The sequence below is a fragment of the Sphingomonas sp. CROZ-RG-20F-R02-07 genome (genome assembly GCF_022662335.1).
In the GTDB taxonomy this organism is placed as follows: domain Bacteria; phylum Pseudomonadota; class Alphaproteobacteria; order Sphingomonadales; family Sphingomonadaceae; genus Sphingomonas.
Window position 1 is genome coordinate 31,002 of sequence record NZ_JAKNQJ010000007.1, and the last position, 18,339, is coordinate 49,340.

Genomic DNA, 18,339 nt, shown 5'->3' on the forward strand with positions numbered 1-18,339 from the left:
GAGCAAGACAGGAGTATGTCCCATGAAGCGTATGATCGGATTGATCCTCGCGGCCGGCGTCGCCGTCGCAGCGGCCGGAACCGCGGACTCCCGCGAGGGCTGCGGCCCCGGCTTCCACCGCGGGCCCTATAATGGCTGCCGCCCCAATCGGGGGCCTGGCTTCGGTGGCCCGGTGGTCGTCGGCAACTACTATCATGGCCGCGGTTATTGGGATGGCCGCCGCTATTGGCAGCATCGCGACCGTTGGCATGGCGGCTGGCGCTATCGCTGAACCCCTTGTCGGGGGAGCCTGCCCCGGCTCCCCCGATCCGACGGGCCTTGCGGTTCGATGACGGGGAGCAGATCGTGGTGGTTCGACGGCCAGGAACGCTGAGGGTTGCACGACCACGATCCCGATTTCGAGCTGATCGCGCGCGTCGGCCGGGGCGACGGATCGGCGACGCGCATGCTGGTCGTGGCGAAATTGCCGCGCATCCTGGCGCTTGCGACGCGCGTGCTGCGCGACCGCGCCGAGGCCGAGGATGTCGCGCAAGATGCGTTCGTCCGTTCATGGCGGCAGGCGAAGACGTGGCGACGCGGCGATGCGCGGTTCGATACCTGGCTTCACACCGTGGTGCTCAACCTGTGCCGCGATCGGCTCCGTCGGCGCCGGGATGCGACCGGCGAGACGATGCCCGACCGGGCGGACCCATCGCCGGATGCCGAAGCCGGCCTGATCGCGGCAGAGCGCGGCCATGCCGTGGCGGAGGCGATCGCCGCCTTGCCCGAACGGCAGCGCGAGGCCATCCTGCTGGTCCATTATCAGGATCTTTCGGGTGTGCGGGCCGCCGCCGCGCTGGACGTGAGCGTGGAGGCGCTGGAATCGTTGCTGGCGCGTGGCCGACGCCGCTTGCGCGACCATCTCGCCCCTGCGCAGGAACGCGACGTGCATGACTGAACCGCTGTCCCTCGAACGCTTTCGCGCGCTCGCCGACGCCTATGGCGGCGTGATCGCGCGCTGGCCCGAGCGCGAACGCGACGCCGCGCTGCGATTTTCGGCGCATCCCGAAGCCGTCGCGATCCTGCGTGAAGCCGCGACACTCGATGCCACGCTCGACCGGTGGCGCGTGCCCGCGCCCAATGCGGCGTTGCGCGACCGGATCGTGCGCAGCGCGATGCTTCCGGGCGCGATCACGGCGCGCGCGCGGCTATGGTGGTCGGGTATCGGTGTCGCGGCGGCGCTGGCGGGCGCCGGAGCGGGTATCGCCACCGTGGCCGTGGCGGCGCCGATCGACATCGCCACTGATGGCAGTACGTCGTTCGGCGACGTCGCGGCGCAGGACGGCTGAGGATGGGCAGGATCCGCACCGCGCTGGCATTGTCCGTCCTCCTCAACCTGTTCTTGGCGGCGGCGTTGATCGCGGGCGTCGTGTCGCTGCGCCGAGGGGGCGGCACGATCGCCGCGGGCGCCTTGCGCATCGCGGGAGTCGAATTGCCCCCGGCCGAACGCCAGTCGTTCCGCAAGGCGCTGCGCGACACGCGGCGGGCGATGCGCCCGACCATCCTCGACGGGCGCGACGCCCGCGCCGAAGCGGCAACGCTGTTGCGTGCGCCCACCCTCGACCCGAACGCCGTCGCCGGCGCGCTCGATCGCGCCCGGACGTCGGACATGGCGGTGCGCGCCGCGGTCGAACGGCGCGCCATCGCCTATGCCGCAACGCTGTCCCCCGCCAATCGCGCGAAGCTGGCCGATGCGATGGATCGCCGGGCCGAACGGGCCCGCCCGATCGGGCGATAACGGCGTCGGCCCGAGGCCGAAGCATAGCATCGTCGGGCATCGCCCCGCCTCGATCGTGCGACGGCCGCGGCAAAGCGCTATTCCCCGGCCGCCCTGTCCTGCCTAGACCATGGCGATGCTCGAACGCCCCGCCCGCCCCGTCACCCACCGGCCGACCATCCGCGATGTTTCGCGGCTGGCCGGCGTGTCGTTCAAGACGGTGTCGCGAGTCATCAACGATCAACCCTATGTCAGCGCCGAGAAGCGCGAGCGGGTGAAGGCCGTGATGGCCGAGATCGGATTTCAGCCGAGCCAGGCCGCGCGCGCGCTGGCCGGACGTCGATCTCACCAGATCGCGCTGATCTGCGACAATCCCAACCCCTGGTACGTGTATGAGGTGCAGGCCGGCGTGCGCGAACGGTGCGGACGCGACAAGGTGCGGATGATCGCGCAGCCCTATGATCGATCGTCGCCCGCCCTGCTGGGCGACATCGTCGCGCTGATCGACCAGGCGCACCCCGACGGCCTCGTGCTGGCGCCGCCGGCTTGCGACGATCGCCAGGTGATCGAGGAACTGGAGCGACGCGCCATCCCCTTCGTCCGCCTGCAGCCCGGCGCGCGGATCGATCACGTTCCGGCGACGTCGATCGACAACGAACAGGCGGCGTTCGACATGACGGCGTACCTGATCGGGCTGGGTCATGCCCGGATCGGGTTCGTGACGGGCGAGCGAAGCTACGCCGCGTCGAGCCAGCGCCTGGCGGGTTATCTGCGGGCGTTGGCGGAGGCCGGCATCGCCGTCGATCTCGACTATATCCGCCAGGGCGAATTCGATTTCGCGTCCGGAAAGGCGGCGGCGGATGCGCTGCTGGACCTGCCCGCCCCGCCCAGCGCGATCTTCGCGGCCAGCGACGACATGGCGGCCGGCGTGCTCGTCGCCGCGCATCGCCGCGGGATCGCGGTGCCAGCGATGCTGTCGGTCGCGGGGTTCGACGACGCCCCCCTGGCCGAAATCGTCTGGCCACCGCTGACGACGATCCGCCAACCCGTCCGGCATCTCGCGGCGGCCGCTGCCGATCTGTTGCTCACCCCCGGCGGCGCCCGGGAACGGCGCCTCGATTACGAACTGGTCGTCCGGGAGTCGACCGCTGCGCCGCCTGCGGCTTGACCGGCCGGTCGGTTAGATGACACCGTTGTCGATATAAAGGAGAGACCGGGATGGAAGAGCGCGTCGATGCCAGGCGGTGGGCGATCGTCGCCCTCGCATTCGCGGCGATCATGCTGAACTACGTCGACCGGCAGGTCATCGCGCTGCTCAAACCGATGCTGCAGGCCGATTTCGCCTGGAGCGACCGCGATTACAGCCACATGGCGTCCGCCTTCCAATTCTGCGCCGCGGTGTCGTTTCTCGGCACAGGCTGGTTCATCGACCGGATCGGCCTGCGCAAGGGGTTCGCGATCGGCGTCGCGACGTGGAGCCTGGCGGGCATGGCGCATGCGCTGGTCGGCAGCGTCGCGGGGTTCGTCGGGGTGCGTGCGCTGCTGGGGGCCGCGGAGTCGATCGGCACCCCGGCGCAGGTGAAGACCGCCGGCATCTATTTCCCGCCCGAACGGCGATCGTTGATGCTGGGCATCGGCAACATGGCCTCCAATTTCGGCGCGGTCGTCGCGCCGCTGTCGATCCCGCCGCTGGCGCTTTGGCTCGGCTGGCGCGCCGCGTTTCTGCTCACCGGCGGCCTCGGGCTGGTCTGGGTCGTGATCTGGTTGATCGTCACGTCGCGGGCCGGGCCGACCACCACACCCGCCGACGACGCGCCCGCCGACCGGGTGCCCTGGGGCGCGATGCTGCGGGATCGGCGGCAATGGGCCATCATCGCCGCCAAGGCGCTCAGCGACCAATGCTGGTGGTTCCTGCTGTTCTTCATGCCCGATCTGTTCCACCGCCTGTTCAACCTGTCGCAAGGCGCGCTGGGGCTGCCGATCGCCTTCATCTATCTGCTTGCCGCGCTGGGATCGCTCAGCGGCGGATTGCTGCCGACATGGCTGCTGGCGCGCGGGATCGGCATGGATCGCGCGCGCAAGGGATCGATGCTCGTCTATGCCGTGCTGATCCTGCCGGTGCCGCTGGTGCTGCTGACGGACAATGCCTGGGTCGCCGCGTCGCTGCTCGGCCTGGCCCTGTTCGCGCATCAGGGATTCTCGACCAACGTGTTCGGCATGACGGCGGATATCTTCCCGTCGCGGATGATCGGCACCGCCATCGGGATCGGCGCCTTTGCCGGCAATCTGACAGGCATGGCGATGCTCGAGGCCGCCGGTTTCTCGCTCGACAACGGCTATGGCTATGCGCCGCTGCTGATCCTGTGCGGCGGTTCGTATCTGGTCGGCCTCGCGCTGGTCCAATTGCTGGTGCCGCACTTGACGCTGGCCGAACCCGGCGCCGCGCGCGTCATGCCGGTGAGCCACTGACAGCGAAACGGCCCCGGGATCGCCCGGGGCCGCCTCGATCCCTCGGGGGCAGGAACGATCAGAAGTTCACGCGCCCGGTCACCCCGTAATAGCGGTCCGCGTCGCGCGGGATCTGGTAACGGTACGAGCCCGATGGGCCGCCGTTCTGGATCGCCGCCGCGAAGCTCTGGTCGAGCAGGTTGCGGACCTGGAAGGTCAGGCGAACGCGATCCTTCGCATCGCCGATTCCGGCCGACAGATTGACAAGGCCATAGGAGTGGATCGTGCCGAGCTGGCGCTGCACCGGGTCGGGCGAAAACAGCGCGAGTTGCTTGGACTGGTAATTGCCCTGAGCCCCCAGGAACAGGTCGATCGCCCGACCCGTGCGCCAACGGTAATCGGCGCCGAGCGAACCCTTCACCTTGGGTGCGAACGGCAGCGACGTACCGGCAGGGATCACCGCCGTCGCCGCCGCACCGGGCGCCTGGAGGAACTGGTCGACATGCGCATCGGTGTAGGCGATGCCGCCCGAGAGCGACAGATCGGCGACCGGGCGGAACACGATGTCCGCTTCGCCGCCCCGCGTCGAGACCTTGCCGGCGTTGGTGAAGCGCGTGACGACGACACCGGCGACCAGATCGGGGTTGTTCGCCTGGAAATTATCGTACTTGGCATAAAAGGCATCGATGTTGAGCACCAGCTTGCCGCCGAACAGCGTGTTCTTCAGCCCCACCTCGTAACTGTTGGAGGTTTCCGGCGCGATCACGTTCGTGCCGGTCGCCGTCAGGTTGAAGAAGACGTTGAACGCCGGCCCCTTATAGCCGCGCGTATAGCCGCCATAGGCCGTCACATTGTGAGTCACGTCGAACTGCAGCGCCGCCTTGCCCGACAGGTTGGTGTTCGTCGTCTTGTTGGTGAACGCACTCGCCGGCGTGCCGGTGCCGGTCGCCGTTATGGGGAAGCTCGGCTGGATGCCGGGACCCGCCAGCGCCGTCGTGCGGGTGAGAAACACATTCAGTTGATCCGCCGTCCAGCGCATCCCGCCGATGAAGCGGAACCGATCGGTGAAATTGGCGGTGGCCTGGCCGAAGGCGGCGATGTTCTTGAACACCGAGCCGTAATCGGACTGGCCGAAGGGCGTGGTCGTCGCCGGCGCACCGGCCGTGCCGCAGGGGATCAGAACCGTCGGCGTGGCGGCGCCGTTGCAGGCGATGTCGGCGCGCGAATAGATCCGCTCCGATTCCGCCCGCGAATAATAGAGCCCGACGACATAGGAGAGGAACTGGTGCGCCGGCGACGTGAGGCGCAGTTCCTGGCTGAACGTGTTGCCGGTCTGCGGCCCGACGTCATGAAGCTGGTTGAAGCCGACATACGCCTGCGGCAGGAAATCGCCGTCGCGGATCTCGGTGTTCCGGTAATCGCGATAGGCGGTGATGCTGGTCACCGTCTGCGTGCCCAGTTCGGTGTCGAGCTGGAGCGAGACGCCATAGCCCTCCTCCTTCGTGCGGGTGACCAGATTCTGGTTCACCGCGCGCGTGCGGTCGCCGAGCGGCGTCGGCAGCACCGCGAACGCCGGGCTGGTGATCGCCGCGCCGGCCGCGTTCAGCGCGCCCGTGCCGATCACCTCGGCGCAGCAATTGTCGTCGTCGCGGTGATAGTCGCCGATCAGCGCCACCGTCGTGCGGTCGCTCGGCATCCATTTCACCTGCGCGCGGGCACCGTAATGCTCGTAACCGTTCACGCGGTCGCCGGTCGCGACGTTGCGGATGTTGCCGTCGTACCGGCCGTAGAAGCCGGTGAAGCGCGTCAGCAGCGTGTCGCTCACCGGGAGATTGAGCGCGCCGCGAATGCGCGCCTCGTTGCCGTTCGTGAAATAGCCACCCTCGACATAGCCGCCCAGATCGCGCGTGGGCTGTACCGACACGATGTTGATGACGCCGGCCGAGGCGTTCTTGCCGAACAGCGTGCCCTGGGGCCCACGGAGCACCTCGAGCCGTTCGATATCGACCAGATCGCCGAACGCCTCGCCCGATCGCGCATAGACCACGCCGTCGACCACGGTCGAGACGGACGGCTCGCCGGCGATCGAAAACGTCGTCGTGCCGACGCCGCGCAGGAACAGCGACTGGTTCAGCGTCGTCCCCGATTTCTGGAAATTGAGCGCGGGCACCAGCGTGACCGCGCCCTCGAGCCCCGGCTTGCCCAGCGCCGAAAGCGCCGCGCCGCTGACGACGGACACCGCGATCGGCACCTCCTGCAACCGCTCGCTGCGCTTCTGCGCGGTCACGACGATATCGCCGGTGGGAGCGGCCTCCGGTTGGGACTCGGCCGGCTGCGCCGCGACGCCGGGGGGCGGCGGGCTCTCGGCGGCGGCTTGCGGTGCCGGACTGGAAGCGACGCCGCCGGAGACGGACGCCTGCGCGTCCTGCGCATCGGCCGGCCGAGCGGCCAGCAACGCCGGAGCGGCGACCCCCAGCAGCATCAGGATTCGCGTCGTTGCAACCTTCATCATCATTCCTCTCCTGAACGCACCACTGGTTTTCCAGCGAATCCAATGTCTTGCCATGACGCCCACACCCTTTGGCATGTCCGCATGCTGCATTGGCGATCATCACGCCGCCATTTAGCTTTTCTTTAGGCCGATTTTGCGCCATCAGACAACGGTGTCTTACATCGCTCCTCCCGATCGCACTGTTGCCCTTGGCGACACCGGCCTCACCATCAGCACCATCGCCTGGGGCATGTGGCGGTTCGGCGGCGACGACGTCGGCGAGGCGCGCATCCTCGTCGAAGCGGCGCTCGACGCCGGCGTCACGCTGCTCGACACCGCCGACATCTACGGCCCCGACAATGGCGAGTCGTTCGGTGCGGCCGAGACGCTGCTCGGGCGGGTGCTGGCCGAGGCGCCGGCCCTGCGCGACCGCATGGTGCTGGCGACGAAGGGCGGCATCAGCATGGGCGTGCCCTATGACTCGCGCGCCTCGTACCTGGCCGAGGCGATCGACGCGTCGCTGTCGCGGCTCGGCTGCGAGCGGATCGATCTCTATCAGATCCACCGTCCCGATCTCCTGACGCATCCGCAGGAGGTCGCGCGGGCGCTGGACGATGCGCGCGCCGCGGGCAAGATCGCGGCAATCGGTGTCTCCAACCACACCCCGGCGCAGACGGCGGCGCTGGCCTCGTTCCTGACGGCGCCGCTGGTCAGCCATCAGCCCGAATTCTCCGCGCTGGCCGTCACGCCGCTGTTCGACGGGCTGTTCGACCAGGCGATGGAGCGGGGGATGGCGGTGCTCGCCTGGTCCCCGCTCGGCGGCGGACGGCTCGCCGATCCGCAGGACGCGCGCGCCCAGGCGGTCGCGGCATTGCTCGACGCGAAGGCCGACGAGGCCGGCGTCGATCGCGCAGCCGCGGCCTATAGCTGGATCATGGCGCATCCGGCGCGCCCCATCCCGATCGTCGGAACCCAGAACGCATCCAGGATCGCGAAGATACCGGACGCCTATACGCCACGATGGACCCGGGCCGAATGGTATGCGGTTCTCGAGGCGAGCCTGGGCGAGAAACTGCCATGACGGCCGCGTGCGAAGTGAGCTGGTTTTCGGCGCTCTGCGACGATGACTACGAGTTCCTCGGCGTTTCCGATCCGCAGCTGAAATCGACCTGGGAGCATTGCCGCGACATCGTGCTTCAGGCTGAAACCGGCGGCTTCGACAATATCCTGCTGCCGTCGGGCTATGCGCTTGGCATCGACACCACCGCCTTCGCCGCCGCGATCGCGACCATGGTGCGCCGCATCCGGCTGCTGATGGCGGTGCGTATCGGCGAAAGCTGGCCGCCCCAGCTTGCGCGCCAGATCGCCACCATCGACCGCATCCTGGGCGGACGGCTGACCGTCAACATCATCTCGTCCGATCTCCCCGGCGAGAAACTCGCCTCCGCGCCCCGCTATGCGCGGACGCTGGAGGCGATGCAGATCCTGAAGACGCTGCTCAACGGCGGACCGCTCGATCATCAGGGCGAATTCTGGCAGCTCAAGCTCGACGCTCCCGCCGTCTCGACGGTATCCGGCAAATGCCCGCCCCTCTATTTCGGCGGCCTGTCGCCCGATGCGCGCGAGGCCGCGGCACAGGGTTGCGACGTCTATCTGATGTGGCCCGACAAGCAGGAGGCCGTCCGGGCGATCATGGACGACATGATCGCGCGCGCGGCCAGGCACGGCCGCACGCTGAAATTCGGCTATCGCGCGCATGTCGTCGTCCGCGACACCGAGGCGGAGGCGCGCGCCGCCGCGGACCGCCTGCTGTCGAAGCTGGATGCGGCCGAGGGCGAAGCCATCCGCAACAAGTCGCTCGACACCACCTCCATGGGGGTAGCCGCCCAATCGGCGCTGCGCGAGAATGCGAGCGAAAGCGGCTATGCCGAAGAGAATCTATGGACCGGGGTCGGCCGCGCCCGGTCGGGCTGCGGCGCAGCGATCGTCGGCGATCCCGATCAGGTCCTCGCCAAGCTGCGGATGTATCAGGACATGGGGATCGAAGCGTTCATCCTGTCGGGCTATCCGCATGCCGCCGAGGCCGATCTGTTCGCCCGCCACGTTCTGCCCAAGCTGCGGCACGGCCCACTGACGCTGGACTGAGGAACGGCGCCGTACCGCGCGCCGACGAAGCCGCGGCAGGCGCCAAGGGAGAGTTGTCGATGGTTGCCAGCGCTTCCTCTCCGCTCGTTGCTGGTATGAGCGGCACGACGCGGCTCCGGCTGATCGCGGTCGACGGGGGCTTCGATCTGTTCGTCGGGGACATGCCGGTGGTGAGCCACCGCCCCGCCCGCCCGGCCGTCTTCGTCGGGATCGGCCGTCCGGACATCGACATGTACCGCGGCAACTATGTCCTTTCCGACCGGCTCGATGCGCGCGTGCCGCTCGCCCACGCAGCGGTCGACGGAGACACGGTGACGCTGGCGGCGACGGCCACCGGCGCCCCGCTCCTGCGCGTCACCGTGACCGATGCCGGGCTGGCGATCGCCGCGCTCGATCCCGCGCTCAACCGCTTCTGGCTGCGCTGCGTCGCCGAGCCGGGCGAGCGGCTATGGGGCGGTGGCGAACAGCTATCCTATTTCGACATGGCCGGTCGCCGCTTCCCGCTCTGGACCTCGGAGCCGGGCGTAGGGCGCGACAAGTCCACGCTGATGACCTTCCAGTGCGATCGCGATAGCCGGTCCGGCGGCGACTATTGGAACACCAACTATCCGCAGCCGACCTATGTCTCGTCACGCCATTATGCGCTGCACCTCGATACGACCGCCTATAGCTGTTTCGACTTTCGCGACCCCGCGTTCCACGAGATCGAATCATGGGCGATCCCCGCCGGGATCGAGCTCTTCGCGGCGGAGCGCTTCGCCGGCATCGTCACCCAGCTATCCAGCCGCTTCGGCCGCCAGCCCCGCCTTCCCGGCTGGGCCTATGAAGGCGCGATCCTCGGCTTGAAGCAGGGGGCGGAAAGCTTCGCGCGCATGGAGACGATGATCGCAGCCGGCGCGGTCGTCACCGGGCTCTGGTGCGAGGACTGGGTGGGCCTGCGCGTCACCAGCTTCGGCAAGCGGCTGTTCTGGGACTGGAAGGCGAACGAGACCCGCTATCCGGGGCTGCGCGCGCACATCGCGGCGCTGGCCGAGCGGGGCATCCGCTTCCTCGGCTACGTCAATCCCTATCTCGCCATCGACGGCTCGCTCTATGCCGAAGCGGTCGCTGCCGGCTATCTGGTGCTGCGCCGCGACGCGGACGCGCCCTATATCGTGGACTTCGGCGAATTCGATTGCGGCATCGTCGATTTCACCAATCCCGCCGCAGCGGACTGGTTCGCCGACCGCGTGATCGGCCGCGAGATGCTCGATTACGGGCTGTCGGGCTGGATGGCGGATTTCGGCGAGTATCTGCCGACCGACATCCGCCTTCACGACGGCACCGACGGCATGCTGGCGCATAACGCATGGCCGACGATCTGGGCGGAGGTGAACGCCCGCGCGATCGCCGCGCGCGGGCGCACCGGCGACGCGCTGTTCTTCATGCGCGCCGGGTTCACCGGCGTGGGGCGCCACTGCCCGCTGCTGTGGGCAGGCGATCAGTGCGTCGATTTCTCGCGCCATGACGGGATCGGCACCGTCATCCGCGCGGCACTGTCGTCCGGCATGCTCGGCAACGCCTATCACCACAGCGATCTCGGCGGTTATACCAGCCTCTACGGCAACGTCCGCACGCCCGAACTGCTGATGCGCTGGAGCGAGCTCTGCGCCTTTTCGCCGGTGATGCGCAGCCATGAGGGCAATCGTCCCGACGACAATCTCCAGCTCGACGGCGATCCGGCGGTGCTCGCGCATTTCGTGGCGATGACGCGCGTCCACGCCGCGCTCGCGCCCTATGTGGGGGCGCTGTGCGATGAGGCCGCGGAAACCGGCCTGCCGCTCCAGCGCGCGCTGCTGCTCGATTGGGAAGAGGATCCCGGCTGCTGGGGGATCGAAACCCAGTTCGGCTATGGCCGCGACCTGATCGTCGCACCCGTGATCGCGCCCGACCGCGACCGCTGGGCCGCCTATCTTCCTGCCGGCGCGCATTGGGTGCATCTCTGGTCGGGCGAGCGGTTCGCGGGCGGCCAGACGGTAGAGGTCGCAGCCCCGCTCGGCCGGCCGCCGGTCTTCTGGCGCGAGGGCAGCGACCACGCCGCGCTGTTCACCGCGCTCGCCGCCGAGGCACCATGATGACGGCGGCGTGCGGCGTCGGGCGGGCGCTGTTTCAGACCGTCACCGAACATCGCAGCATTTCTGGGGTCGGATGACGTTAGGTCGATCCAGTCTCTCTACCGTTCGTGCGAGCTTGTCGAAGCACGCTCTCCGCAGTCCAACGTTGGCATGCGGCGCACGCCCTTCGACAAGCTCAGGGCGAACGGGTTAATTAACGTCGTCAAACTCTAGACCGCGCCCCGGCGTTCGGTCGAGAACAGGACGAGTGCGGCCGTGACCAGCGCGGCGCCGACCGAGGCCGTCGCCGTCCAGCCGCCCCGCTCGAAACTCAATGTCGCGAGCATCGAACCCATTGCGCCGGCCAGGAACACCATGGTCATGTACACCGCGTTGATGCGGCCGCGCGCCTCGGCCGCGATCGAGAAGAGCACGCGCTGGCCGAGCACCTGGTTCAATTGGGTCGCCCCGTCGAGCAGCACGGCCGCGGCGGCGAGGAGGATCAGCGCATGCGCCGCCGCGGCCCAGCCGGCGAGGAGAAAGGCACCGATCGCGGCCCTCAGCGCCACCGCCGTGCCCGCTCGAACATGGCCCCGGTCGCCGAGCCGCCCGGCGATCGGGGCCGCCAGCGCGCCGCCGGCACCGGCCAGCGCGAACAGCGCGATACCGCCCTGGCCCAGACCGAAGCGCCGCGCGAGCAGCAGCGGCACCGCCGTCCAGAACAGGTTGAACGCGGCGAACATCGTCGCCTGATAGGCCGTGCGCCGCCGGATCGCCGGGGTATTCACCAACAGCCGAACGCTCGATCGCAGAAGCTGACCGTATCGCAGATCGGGCTGCGGGCGGCGTTCCGGAACGGTGCGACTGACGAGCAGCGCAAGCGCCGCCATCCCGATCGCGGCAAGCCCGAAGATCGTGCGCCAGCAGGCCACCGCGGCGACCCCGTTCGCCAGCGGGCGCGCCAGCATGATCCCGGCGATCAGCCCGCCCATGATGTTGCCGACGATCCGGCCGCGCCGGCTCTCGGGCGCCAGATGGGCGGCGAGCGGCACCATGATCTGTGCGCCGACCGAGCAGAACCCGGTGAGAAAGGAAAACAACAGGAAGCTCACCGCGCCCGTCGCCAGCCACGTGCCGAGCAACCCGAAACAGGCGCCGCCCGTCAGCGCCAGGATGAGCCGCTTGTTCTCGACCCGGTCCGCGAGCGAGACGACGAAGAACAAGCCCGCCCCATAGCCGAGCTGGGTCGCGGTGACGACCAGACCGGCGACGGCGCCGTGCAGGCCCAGCGCCGGCGCGATCTCGCCGATCAACGCCTGCGCATAATAGAGGTTCGCGACCATCAGGCCGCAGGCGATGGAGAAGACGGCGGTCAGGCCCGGCCCGATGCCCGGTGCGGGCGCTTCGCCGCTCATCGCCATGCCGCGCGCTCCTCGGCGGTGAGTGGCAATTCCACGGCGCGGCGTTCGCGGGACGACAGGCTTGCGGCTTCCACCACGGCCATGACCGCGAGCGCCTCGATCGGCGGCACGGGCGCGGCCCCCGCTCCTCGAAGCGAAGCGGCAAGCCTATCGTAGAAGCGGCGCTGATCGCCAAGGGTCGCCGGGATCGTGCGTTCCGTCCCGTGCCGGTAGATGGTGAGGCCGTCGGGATCCGCACCCCAGCCTTCCGCGCCCGGCTTCGTGCCACCGAGCAACAACGCTTCCTGCCGATCCGGCAGGCGCTTCACGAAACTGCCCTCCGTACCATGGGCGACGAAGCGATGCGTTCCCCCCGCGACGAGCATGCCGGCGTGCAGGATGACGCGCCGTTGCCCATAGAACAGGATGACATGAGCCCAATCGTCGGTCACCGCGCCGGGCCGCTGGCACGCAAGGCTCGCCTGTATCAGATCGGGCAAGCCGAAGAGTTGCAGCGCTTGGTCGACGAGATGCGGCCCGAGGTCGAACCAGACGCCGCTGCCCGGCCCCGCGCGTTCGCGCCAGCGATCCCGGACCTCGGGGCGGAAACGATCGAGATGCGATTCGAAATGCACGATGTCGCCGACCACGCCAGCGGCGATCGCGTCGCGGACGGTGAGGAAGTCGCTGTCCCAGCGCCGATTGTGAAACACCGAAAGCTGCCGGTCGGCGCGCGTCGCCGCGGCGAGGACGCTTCGTGCTTCGGCCAGGTCGAGCGCGAACGGCTTGTCGATCACCACATGCTTGCCGGCCTCGATCGCGGCAAGCGCGAGCGGCGCATGCGCTTCGTTGGGCGTGGCGATCACGATCAGATCGATGTCGGGCGAGCGAATGATGGCGAGCGGATCGGCATCGACCCGGATGCCCGGCAGGTCGGCATGCACCTTTGCGGCATCGCGCGATGCGACGGCGCACAGCGTCAGACCGTCCGAGGCGGCGATCAGCGGCGCGTGGAAAGTTTTGCCCGAAAAGCCATAGCCCAGCAGGCCGACGCGCAGAGGATCGTTCATCGCATTCGCTTCCTTGGTCTGCCGCCGGGGCGTGATGGCCACAGGGTAGAGTCACCGCCGCGAACAGCGGAGTCTCGCCAACGTTCCACTCCGCCGTCCGACACGATTATTCCGAGCCATGCAGCGCTCGCTCGAAAAACTTTGGCTCCAGCGACCCGCCCGGACGTTCCAGTCGCACGTCCTTATCCGAGGTTCTTCCATGACGATTCCCACCGATCCCGTTTGGTTCATCACCGGTTGCTCGACCGGCTTCGGTCGCGAACTGGCCAAGCTCGTGCTCGCCCGTGGATGGAGGGTCGTGGCGACCGCCCGCTCCGCCGACCGCGTCGAGGATCTGGCCGCAGCGAGCGACGGCCGCGCACTGGCGGTGGCGCTCGACGTCACGGACGCCGACCAGATCGCCGCCGCCGTCGCGCAGGCCAAGGCGCGGTTCGGCCGCATCGACGTGCTCGTGAACAACGCCGGCTATGGCTATCAGTCCAGCGTGGAGGAAGGCGAGGAGGCCCAAATCCGCGCCCAGTTCGATGCCAATGTGTTCGGCCTGTTCGCCATGACCCGCGCCGTGCTGCCGCTCATGCGGGAACAGGGAGGCGGCGCCATCCTGAACGTCACGTCGGTCGGCGGCATCACGGGCTTTGCAGCCAGCGGCTATTACAGCGCCACCAAGCATGCGGTGGAGGGCTGGTCCTCGTCGCTCGCGTCCGAAGTGGAACCGCTCGGGATCAGCGTGACCTGCATCGAGCCCGGCCCGTTCCGCACCGATTGGGCCGGCCGCTCCCTGATCCAGACCGAGAGCCGGATCGATGCCTATGCAGAAACGGCAGCGGCGCGGATGGGCACGACCAGCGGCTATAGCGGCCAGCAGCCCGGCGATCCGGTACGCGCCGGCGAGGCCATGATCGAGGCGGTGTTGCGCGACGTGCCGCCGCAACACCTCGTGCTGGGCAAGTTCGCCTATGACACGGCCGTGGATGTTTTCCGAAAACGCCTGGAAGAGGTGGAAGCCGATCGCGCGTTGGCGCTCAGCGCCGACTATCCGGACGCCCGGGGCTGACGGACCGGCTTAGGCGCCGGATGGTCAGTGCCGCTTCGTGAGGCGAACGAGCGTGGGCAGCAGCCGTCGTACGATGACGTCCACGCCGCCCGCATCGGGATGCAGCCCATCGGCCTGTATCAGACGCGGGTGGCCCGCCACGCCGTCGAGGAAGAACGGGTAGAGCGGCACGCCATGCGTCTTGGCGAGCGCGGGGTACATGGCGTCGAACGCACGGACATAGTCCCGCCCCAGGTTCGGCGCCGCACGCATGCCGATCAGCAGCACGGGAATGCGGCGGGCGTGCAACTCGGCAAGGATCATGTCGAGATTGGCCTTGGTCTGCGCGGTCGGGAGGCCGCGCAGCATGTCGTTGGCGCCGAGTTCGACGAGAACCAGATCGGGCGCCCCGCCGAGGCCGCGCAATCCCCAGCGCAGCCGCGCCCGCCCTTGCGCCGCGGTATCGCCGGCGACGCCGCCATTGCGCACCGTCGCCGGAACGCCGGCATCGCGCAGCGCGGCTTGCAGCCTTGCCGTGAACCCCTGATCCGGCGCGAGGCCGTAACCGGCCGTCAGGCTGTCGCCGAACGCCCAGATCAGCGGCGCGGGCGCCGCCGCGACCGCAGCCGGAGCGCCCGACAGGATCGCGACCAAAGTGAGCATCGCGGCATGCCGCAATTGCCGTCGAACCCCGGATCGACCAAGACGGAACGATGGTTTCATCTCCCACCGATAGCGCGCTGATCGTCGCACGCAACGTGTCGCTGTCGCTCGGCCGTGCGCCGGCGCGGGTGGACATCCTCCGCGGAATCGATCTGCGGGTCGCATCGGGCGAAAGCGTCGCGCTGCTGGGTCCGTCGGGATCGGGCAAATCCTCGCTGATGGCGGTGCTCGCCGGATTGGAGCGGCCGAGCGGCGGCAGCATCGCCGTGGCGGGGCTCGACTTCGGCGCGCTCGATGAAGACCGGCTCGCGGTCGCGCGGCGCGGGCGGATCGGCATCGTCCTTCAGGCCTTCCACCTGTTGCCGACGATGACTGCGCTGGAAAACGTCGCGGTGCCGCTCGAGCTGGCGGGGCAAAGCGACGCCTTCGCCCGCGCCGAGGCGGAACTCGCCACGGTCGGGCTCGGTCATCGTACCCGCCATTATCCGGCGCAATTGTCGGGCGGCGAGCAGCAGCGCGTCGCCATCGCCCGCGCGCTCGTCGCCCGCCCGCCGCTGATCTTCGCCGACGAGCCGACGGGCAATCTCGACACCGCGACCGGCGCCGCGATCATGGACCTGCTGTTCGCCCGCCATGCGGCAAGCGGGGCGACGCTGTTCATCATCACCCACGATCCCGTGCTGGCGGCGCGGTGCGCGCGCGTGATCCAGCTCGCCGACGGCCATATCGTCGCGGATAGGAGCAACGGGTGAGCCTTGCCTGGCGCCTGGCGCTGCGCGATCTGCGGCGCGGCGGGCGCGGGCTCGTGCTGCTGGCGGTGTGCCTGTTCCTGGGCACCGCGGCGCTGGCCGGCATCGGCAGCCTTGCGGCCAGCATGATCGCCGCGCTCGACGGAAACGGCCGGCAGATGCTGGGCGGCGACATCGAGTTCAGCGTCTCGCAGCGGCGCGCGACCGTGGAAGAGCTGGCGGCGTTCGGCCGGATCGGGCGCGTATCGGAGGTCGTCGGGTTGCGCGCGATGGCCGATGCGGGCGGCGCGGCGGCGCTGGTCGATCTGCGCAGCGCGGATGCGGCATGGCCGCTGGTCGGGCGATTCCGGCTCGCACCGGGCGCTCTGGCCGCTCGACCGCACGGACGCGAGGTCGCGATCGCACCGGCGCTGGCCGATCGGCTGAACGTCCGGCCGGGCGACACGCTGCGGATCGGCTCCGCCCCGCTGCGCGTGATCGGCCTGATCGCCGACGAGCCCGATCGCCTCGGCGCGGGCTTCACGCTGGGGCCGCCGGCTCTGGTCGATCCGGTGGGTCTCGACGCGACCGCGCTGCTCCAGCCCGGGAGCCTCTATGAAAGCCATTACCGCATCGCCCTCACCCATCCCGAGGCGGCGGCGGCCGTGCGGGATCGGCTGTTGCGCCGCTTCCAGGGCGCGGGGTGGTCGGCCAAGCTCAGCGACCAATCCGCTGGCGGGCTGCGCCGCGGCATCGACCAACTCGGGCAGTTCCTGCTCATCGTCGGCCTGGCCGCGCTGGCGATCGCGGGCGTCGGCGTGGGCAGCGGTGTGGCGGCCTATCTGGCAGGCAAGACGCAGATCATCGCCACGCTGAAGGTTCTGGGCCTGCGATCGCAGACCATCGCCACCATCTTCCTGATCCAGCTCGGGCTAGTGGCAGCGATCGGCGTAGGCGGCGGCCTGGTGGCCGGCGCGGCGGTGCCGTGGATCGTGACGGCGATCGCCGGAACGGCGCTGCCGGTGCTGCCGCGGCTGACGCTGTATCCGCTGCCGCTGACGACGGCCGCGATCCTGGCGTTGCTGGTCGCGTTGCTCTTCGCGCTGCCGGCACTCGCCCGTGCGCGCGCCGTGCCCGCCGCATCGCTGTTGCGCGATGCGCTCGTCACCCGCCGCCTGCCGTCGGTTCGCATAACGGCCATCATGGCGCTGCTCGTTGCCGCGTTGGTCGCGCTCGCGGTGCTGACGGCGTCGGACCGGCTGCTCGCGCTCGGCTTCATCGGCGCGGTCCTCGCGGTCATCATGCTCTTATGGGCCATCGGGGCGGCGATCCGCGTCGTGGCCGCCAGGCTGCCGCGCCCGCGCCGTCCGCTGCTCCGGCTCGCCGTCGCCAACCTCCACCGGCCGGGTGCACAGACCGATCGGCTCGTCGTGGCGCTCGGCCTCGGTTTGTCGCTGTTCGTGGCGCTCGCGGTCATCGATTCGAGCCTGGCGTTCGAGCTGCGCAACGCCGCACCCGCCAAGGCGCCGCGCTTCTTCGCCATCGACCTCCAACCCGAGGATGCGACGACCTTGGCCCGCGCCGTCAAGTCCGCGGCGCCCGACGCCAGGATCGAGGCCGTGCCGTCGCTACGCGGATCGATCGTCGCCTTTCACGGCATGCGCGTCGTCGACATGAAGACGCTGCCGGAAGGCGCATGGGTGCTGCGCGGCGACCGGACGATCACCTGGTCGGCGACCTTGCCGCCGCGCAACACCGTCGTCGCGGGCCGATGGTGGCCGGCGGACTATCACGGTGCGCCGCTGGTATCGATCGAGGACAGGGCGGCGACCGCGCTCGGCCTCAAGGTGGGTGACACCATCACCATATCGATCCTGGGCGTCGACGTTCCCGCGCGGATCGCGGCCCTCCGCAAGATCGACTGGGGCGGTCTGGGACTGAACTTCGCGATCGTCTTTTCGCCCGGCTATATCGAGGAAGCGCCGCACGGCCTGTTGGCGAGCGTCTATGCGCCGCCGGCCTGCGACGGCGCGATCGCCCGCCGCGTCGCCGCCGCGCTGCCCTCGGTGACGATGATCCGCGTCGGCGACGTGATCGCGCAACTGGGCACGGCCCTCGCCCAGATCGCGCTCGCCGTCCGGGTGGCGGCGGCGGTCACGGTCGCGGCCGGAATTGCGGTGTTGATCGGTGCGATCGCCGCATCGGGCCGCAGCCGGCGCTATGATTCGGTCATCCTGAAACTGCTCGGTGGCAGCCGTCGCCAAGTGCTCGGTGCACAGGCGATCGAATATGCCATTCTATCCCTGGTGCTGGCCTCGGTCGCGCTGTTTCTGGGCTCTGCCGCCGGCTGGTATGTGGTCACGCAGACGTTCGGCATGGTCTGGGCGCCGCGGTGGGATACCGTGGCGGCCACGCTTGCGGGCGCGCTGGCGATGATCCTCGCAACCGGACTCGTGGGGAGCCTGCCGGCCCTCAGAGCACGGCCGTCCGCCGCGTTGCGGGACGGGTAGCG

General features: G+C 69.3%; 16 protein-coding genes. 12 read left to right on the top strand and 4 right to left on the bottom strand.

Annotated elements, in window-relative coordinates:
- Positions 1–22: 22 nt before the first annotated feature.
- The 6 genes from L8H00_RS11800 (at position 23) to L8H00_RS11825 (ending at position 4,225) form a co-directional block, all read left to right on the top strand.
- The gene (locus L8H00_RS11800; protein WP_242097543.1) at positions 23–271 is read left to right on the top strand and encodes a hypothetical protein; all 249 of its coding nucleotides are present in this window, start codon (positions 23–25) and stop codon (positions 269–271) included.
- Positions 272–376: 105 nt separating this feature from the next.
- The gene (locus L8H00_RS11805; RefSeq protein WP_242097544.1) at positions 377–937 is read left to right on the top strand and encodes an RNA polymerase sigma factor; all 561 of its coding nucleotides are present in this window, start codon (positions 377–379) and stop codon (positions 935–937) included.
- Positions 930–1,328, top strand: a complete 399-nt coding sequence (locus L8H00_RS11810; protein ID WP_242097545.1) for a hypothetical protein — start codon at positions 930–932, stop codon at positions 1,326–1,328. The genes L8H00_RS11805 and L8H00_RS11810 overlap by 8 nt, the downstream gene beginning before the upstream one ends.
- 2 nt (positions 1,329–1,330) lie before the next feature.
- Positions 1,331–1,777 (top strand): periplasmic heavy metal sensor, encoded by a 447-nt coding sequence (locus L8H00_RS11815; RefSeq protein WP_242097546.1) that lies wholly within the window; start codon positions 1,331–1,333, stop codon positions 1,775–1,777.
- 109 nt (positions 1,778–1,886) lie between these two features.
- A complete protein-coding gene (locus L8H00_RS11820; protein ID WP_242097547.1) occupies positions 1,887–2,924 on the top strand; it encodes a LacI family DNA-binding transcriptional regulator in 1,038 nt (345 codons plus the stop codon).
- Between the two features lie 50 nt (positions 2,925–2,974).
- On the top strand, positions 2,975–4,225 hold the full coding sequence (locus L8H00_RS11825; RefSeq protein WP_242097548.1) for an MFS transporter: 1,251 nt from the start codon (positions 2,975–2,977) through the stop codon (positions 4,223–4,225).
- Between the two features lie 58 nt (positions 4,226–4,283).
- Here the strand turns inward: L8H00_RS11825 and L8H00_RS11830 are convergent, their stop codons facing one another.
- Complete coding sequence (locus L8H00_RS11830; protein ID WP_242097549.1) at positions 4,284–6,716, bottom strand: TonB-dependent receptor; 2,433 nt, start codon at positions 6,714–6,716, stop codon at positions 4,284–4,286.
- A gap of 229 nt (positions 6,717–6,945) precedes the next feature.
- On the opposite strand from L8H00_RS11830, the gene L8H00_RS11835 reads away from it, so the two are divergent.
- From L8H00_RS11835 to L8H00_RS11845, 3 genes are read left to right on the top strand one after another with little or no spacing between them, the layout of a single operon-like run.
- Positions 6,946–7,776: an aldo/keto reductase gene (locus tag L8H00_RS11835; protein WP_242097670.1), complete on the top strand. Its 831-nt coding sequence runs from the start codon at positions 6,946–6,948 to the stop codon at positions 7,774–7,776.
- Entirely contained in the window at positions 7,773–8,840 is a 1,068-nt protein-coding gene (locus tag L8H00_RS11840) for an LLM class flavin-dependent oxidoreductase (protein WP_242097550.1), read from the top strand. Before L8H00_RS11835 ends, L8H00_RS11840 begins: the two co-directional genes overlap by 4 nt.
- A gap of 59 nt (positions 8,841–8,899) precedes the next feature.
- Complete coding sequence (locus L8H00_RS11845) at positions 8,900–10,954, top strand: alpha-glucosidase (protein WP_242097551.1); 2,055 nt, start codon at positions 8,900–8,902, stop codon at positions 10,952–10,954.
- Positions 10,955–11,163: 209 nt separating this feature from the next.
- Here L8H00_RS11845 and L8H00_RS11850 read toward each other — a convergent pair whose 3' ends face one another.
- The gene (locus L8H00_RS11850) at positions 11,164–12,354 is read right to left on the bottom strand and encodes an MFS transporter (RefSeq protein ID WP_242097552.1); all 1,191 of its coding nucleotides are present in this window, start codon (positions 12,352–12,354) and stop codon (positions 11,164–11,166) included.
- Positions 12,345–13,403: an oxidoreductase gene (locus L8H00_RS11855; protein ID WP_242097553.1), complete on the bottom strand. Its 1,059-nt coding sequence runs from the start codon at positions 13,401–13,403 to the stop codon at positions 12,345–12,347. The genes L8H00_RS11850 and L8H00_RS11855 overlap by 10 nt, the downstream gene beginning before the upstream one ends.
- 118 nt (positions 13,404–13,521) lie before the next feature.
- Between L8H00_RS11855 and L8H00_RS11860 the strand changes: the two genes are divergently transcribed.
- Positions 13,522–14,457, top strand: a complete 936-nt coding sequence (locus tag L8H00_RS11860) for an oxidoreductase (protein ID WP_242097554.1) — start codon at positions 13,522–13,524, stop codon at positions 14,455–14,457.
- A gap of 24 nt (positions 14,458–14,481) precedes the next feature.
- Here L8H00_RS11860 and L8H00_RS11865 read toward each other — a convergent pair whose 3' ends face one another.
- A complete protein-coding gene (locus L8H00_RS11865; protein ID WP_242097555.1) occupies positions 14,482–15,099 on the bottom strand; it encodes an arylesterase in 618 nt (205 codons plus the stop codon).
- A gap of 50 nt (positions 15,100–15,149) precedes the next feature.
- Between L8H00_RS11865 and L8H00_RS11870 the strand changes: the two genes are divergently transcribed.
- Positions 15,150–15,851, top strand: a complete 702-nt coding sequence (locus L8H00_RS11870) for an ATP-binding cassette domain-containing protein (RefSeq protein WP_242097556.1) — start codon at positions 15,150–15,152, stop codon at positions 15,849–15,851.
- Positions 15,848–18,337 (top strand): ABC transporter permease, encoded by a 2,490-nt coding sequence (locus L8H00_RS11875; RefSeq protein ID WP_242097557.1) that lies wholly within the window; start codon positions 15,848–15,850, stop codon positions 18,335–18,337. Before L8H00_RS11870 ends, L8H00_RS11875 begins: the two co-directional genes overlap by 4 nt.
- Positions 18,338–18,339 lie beyond the last annotated feature (2 nt).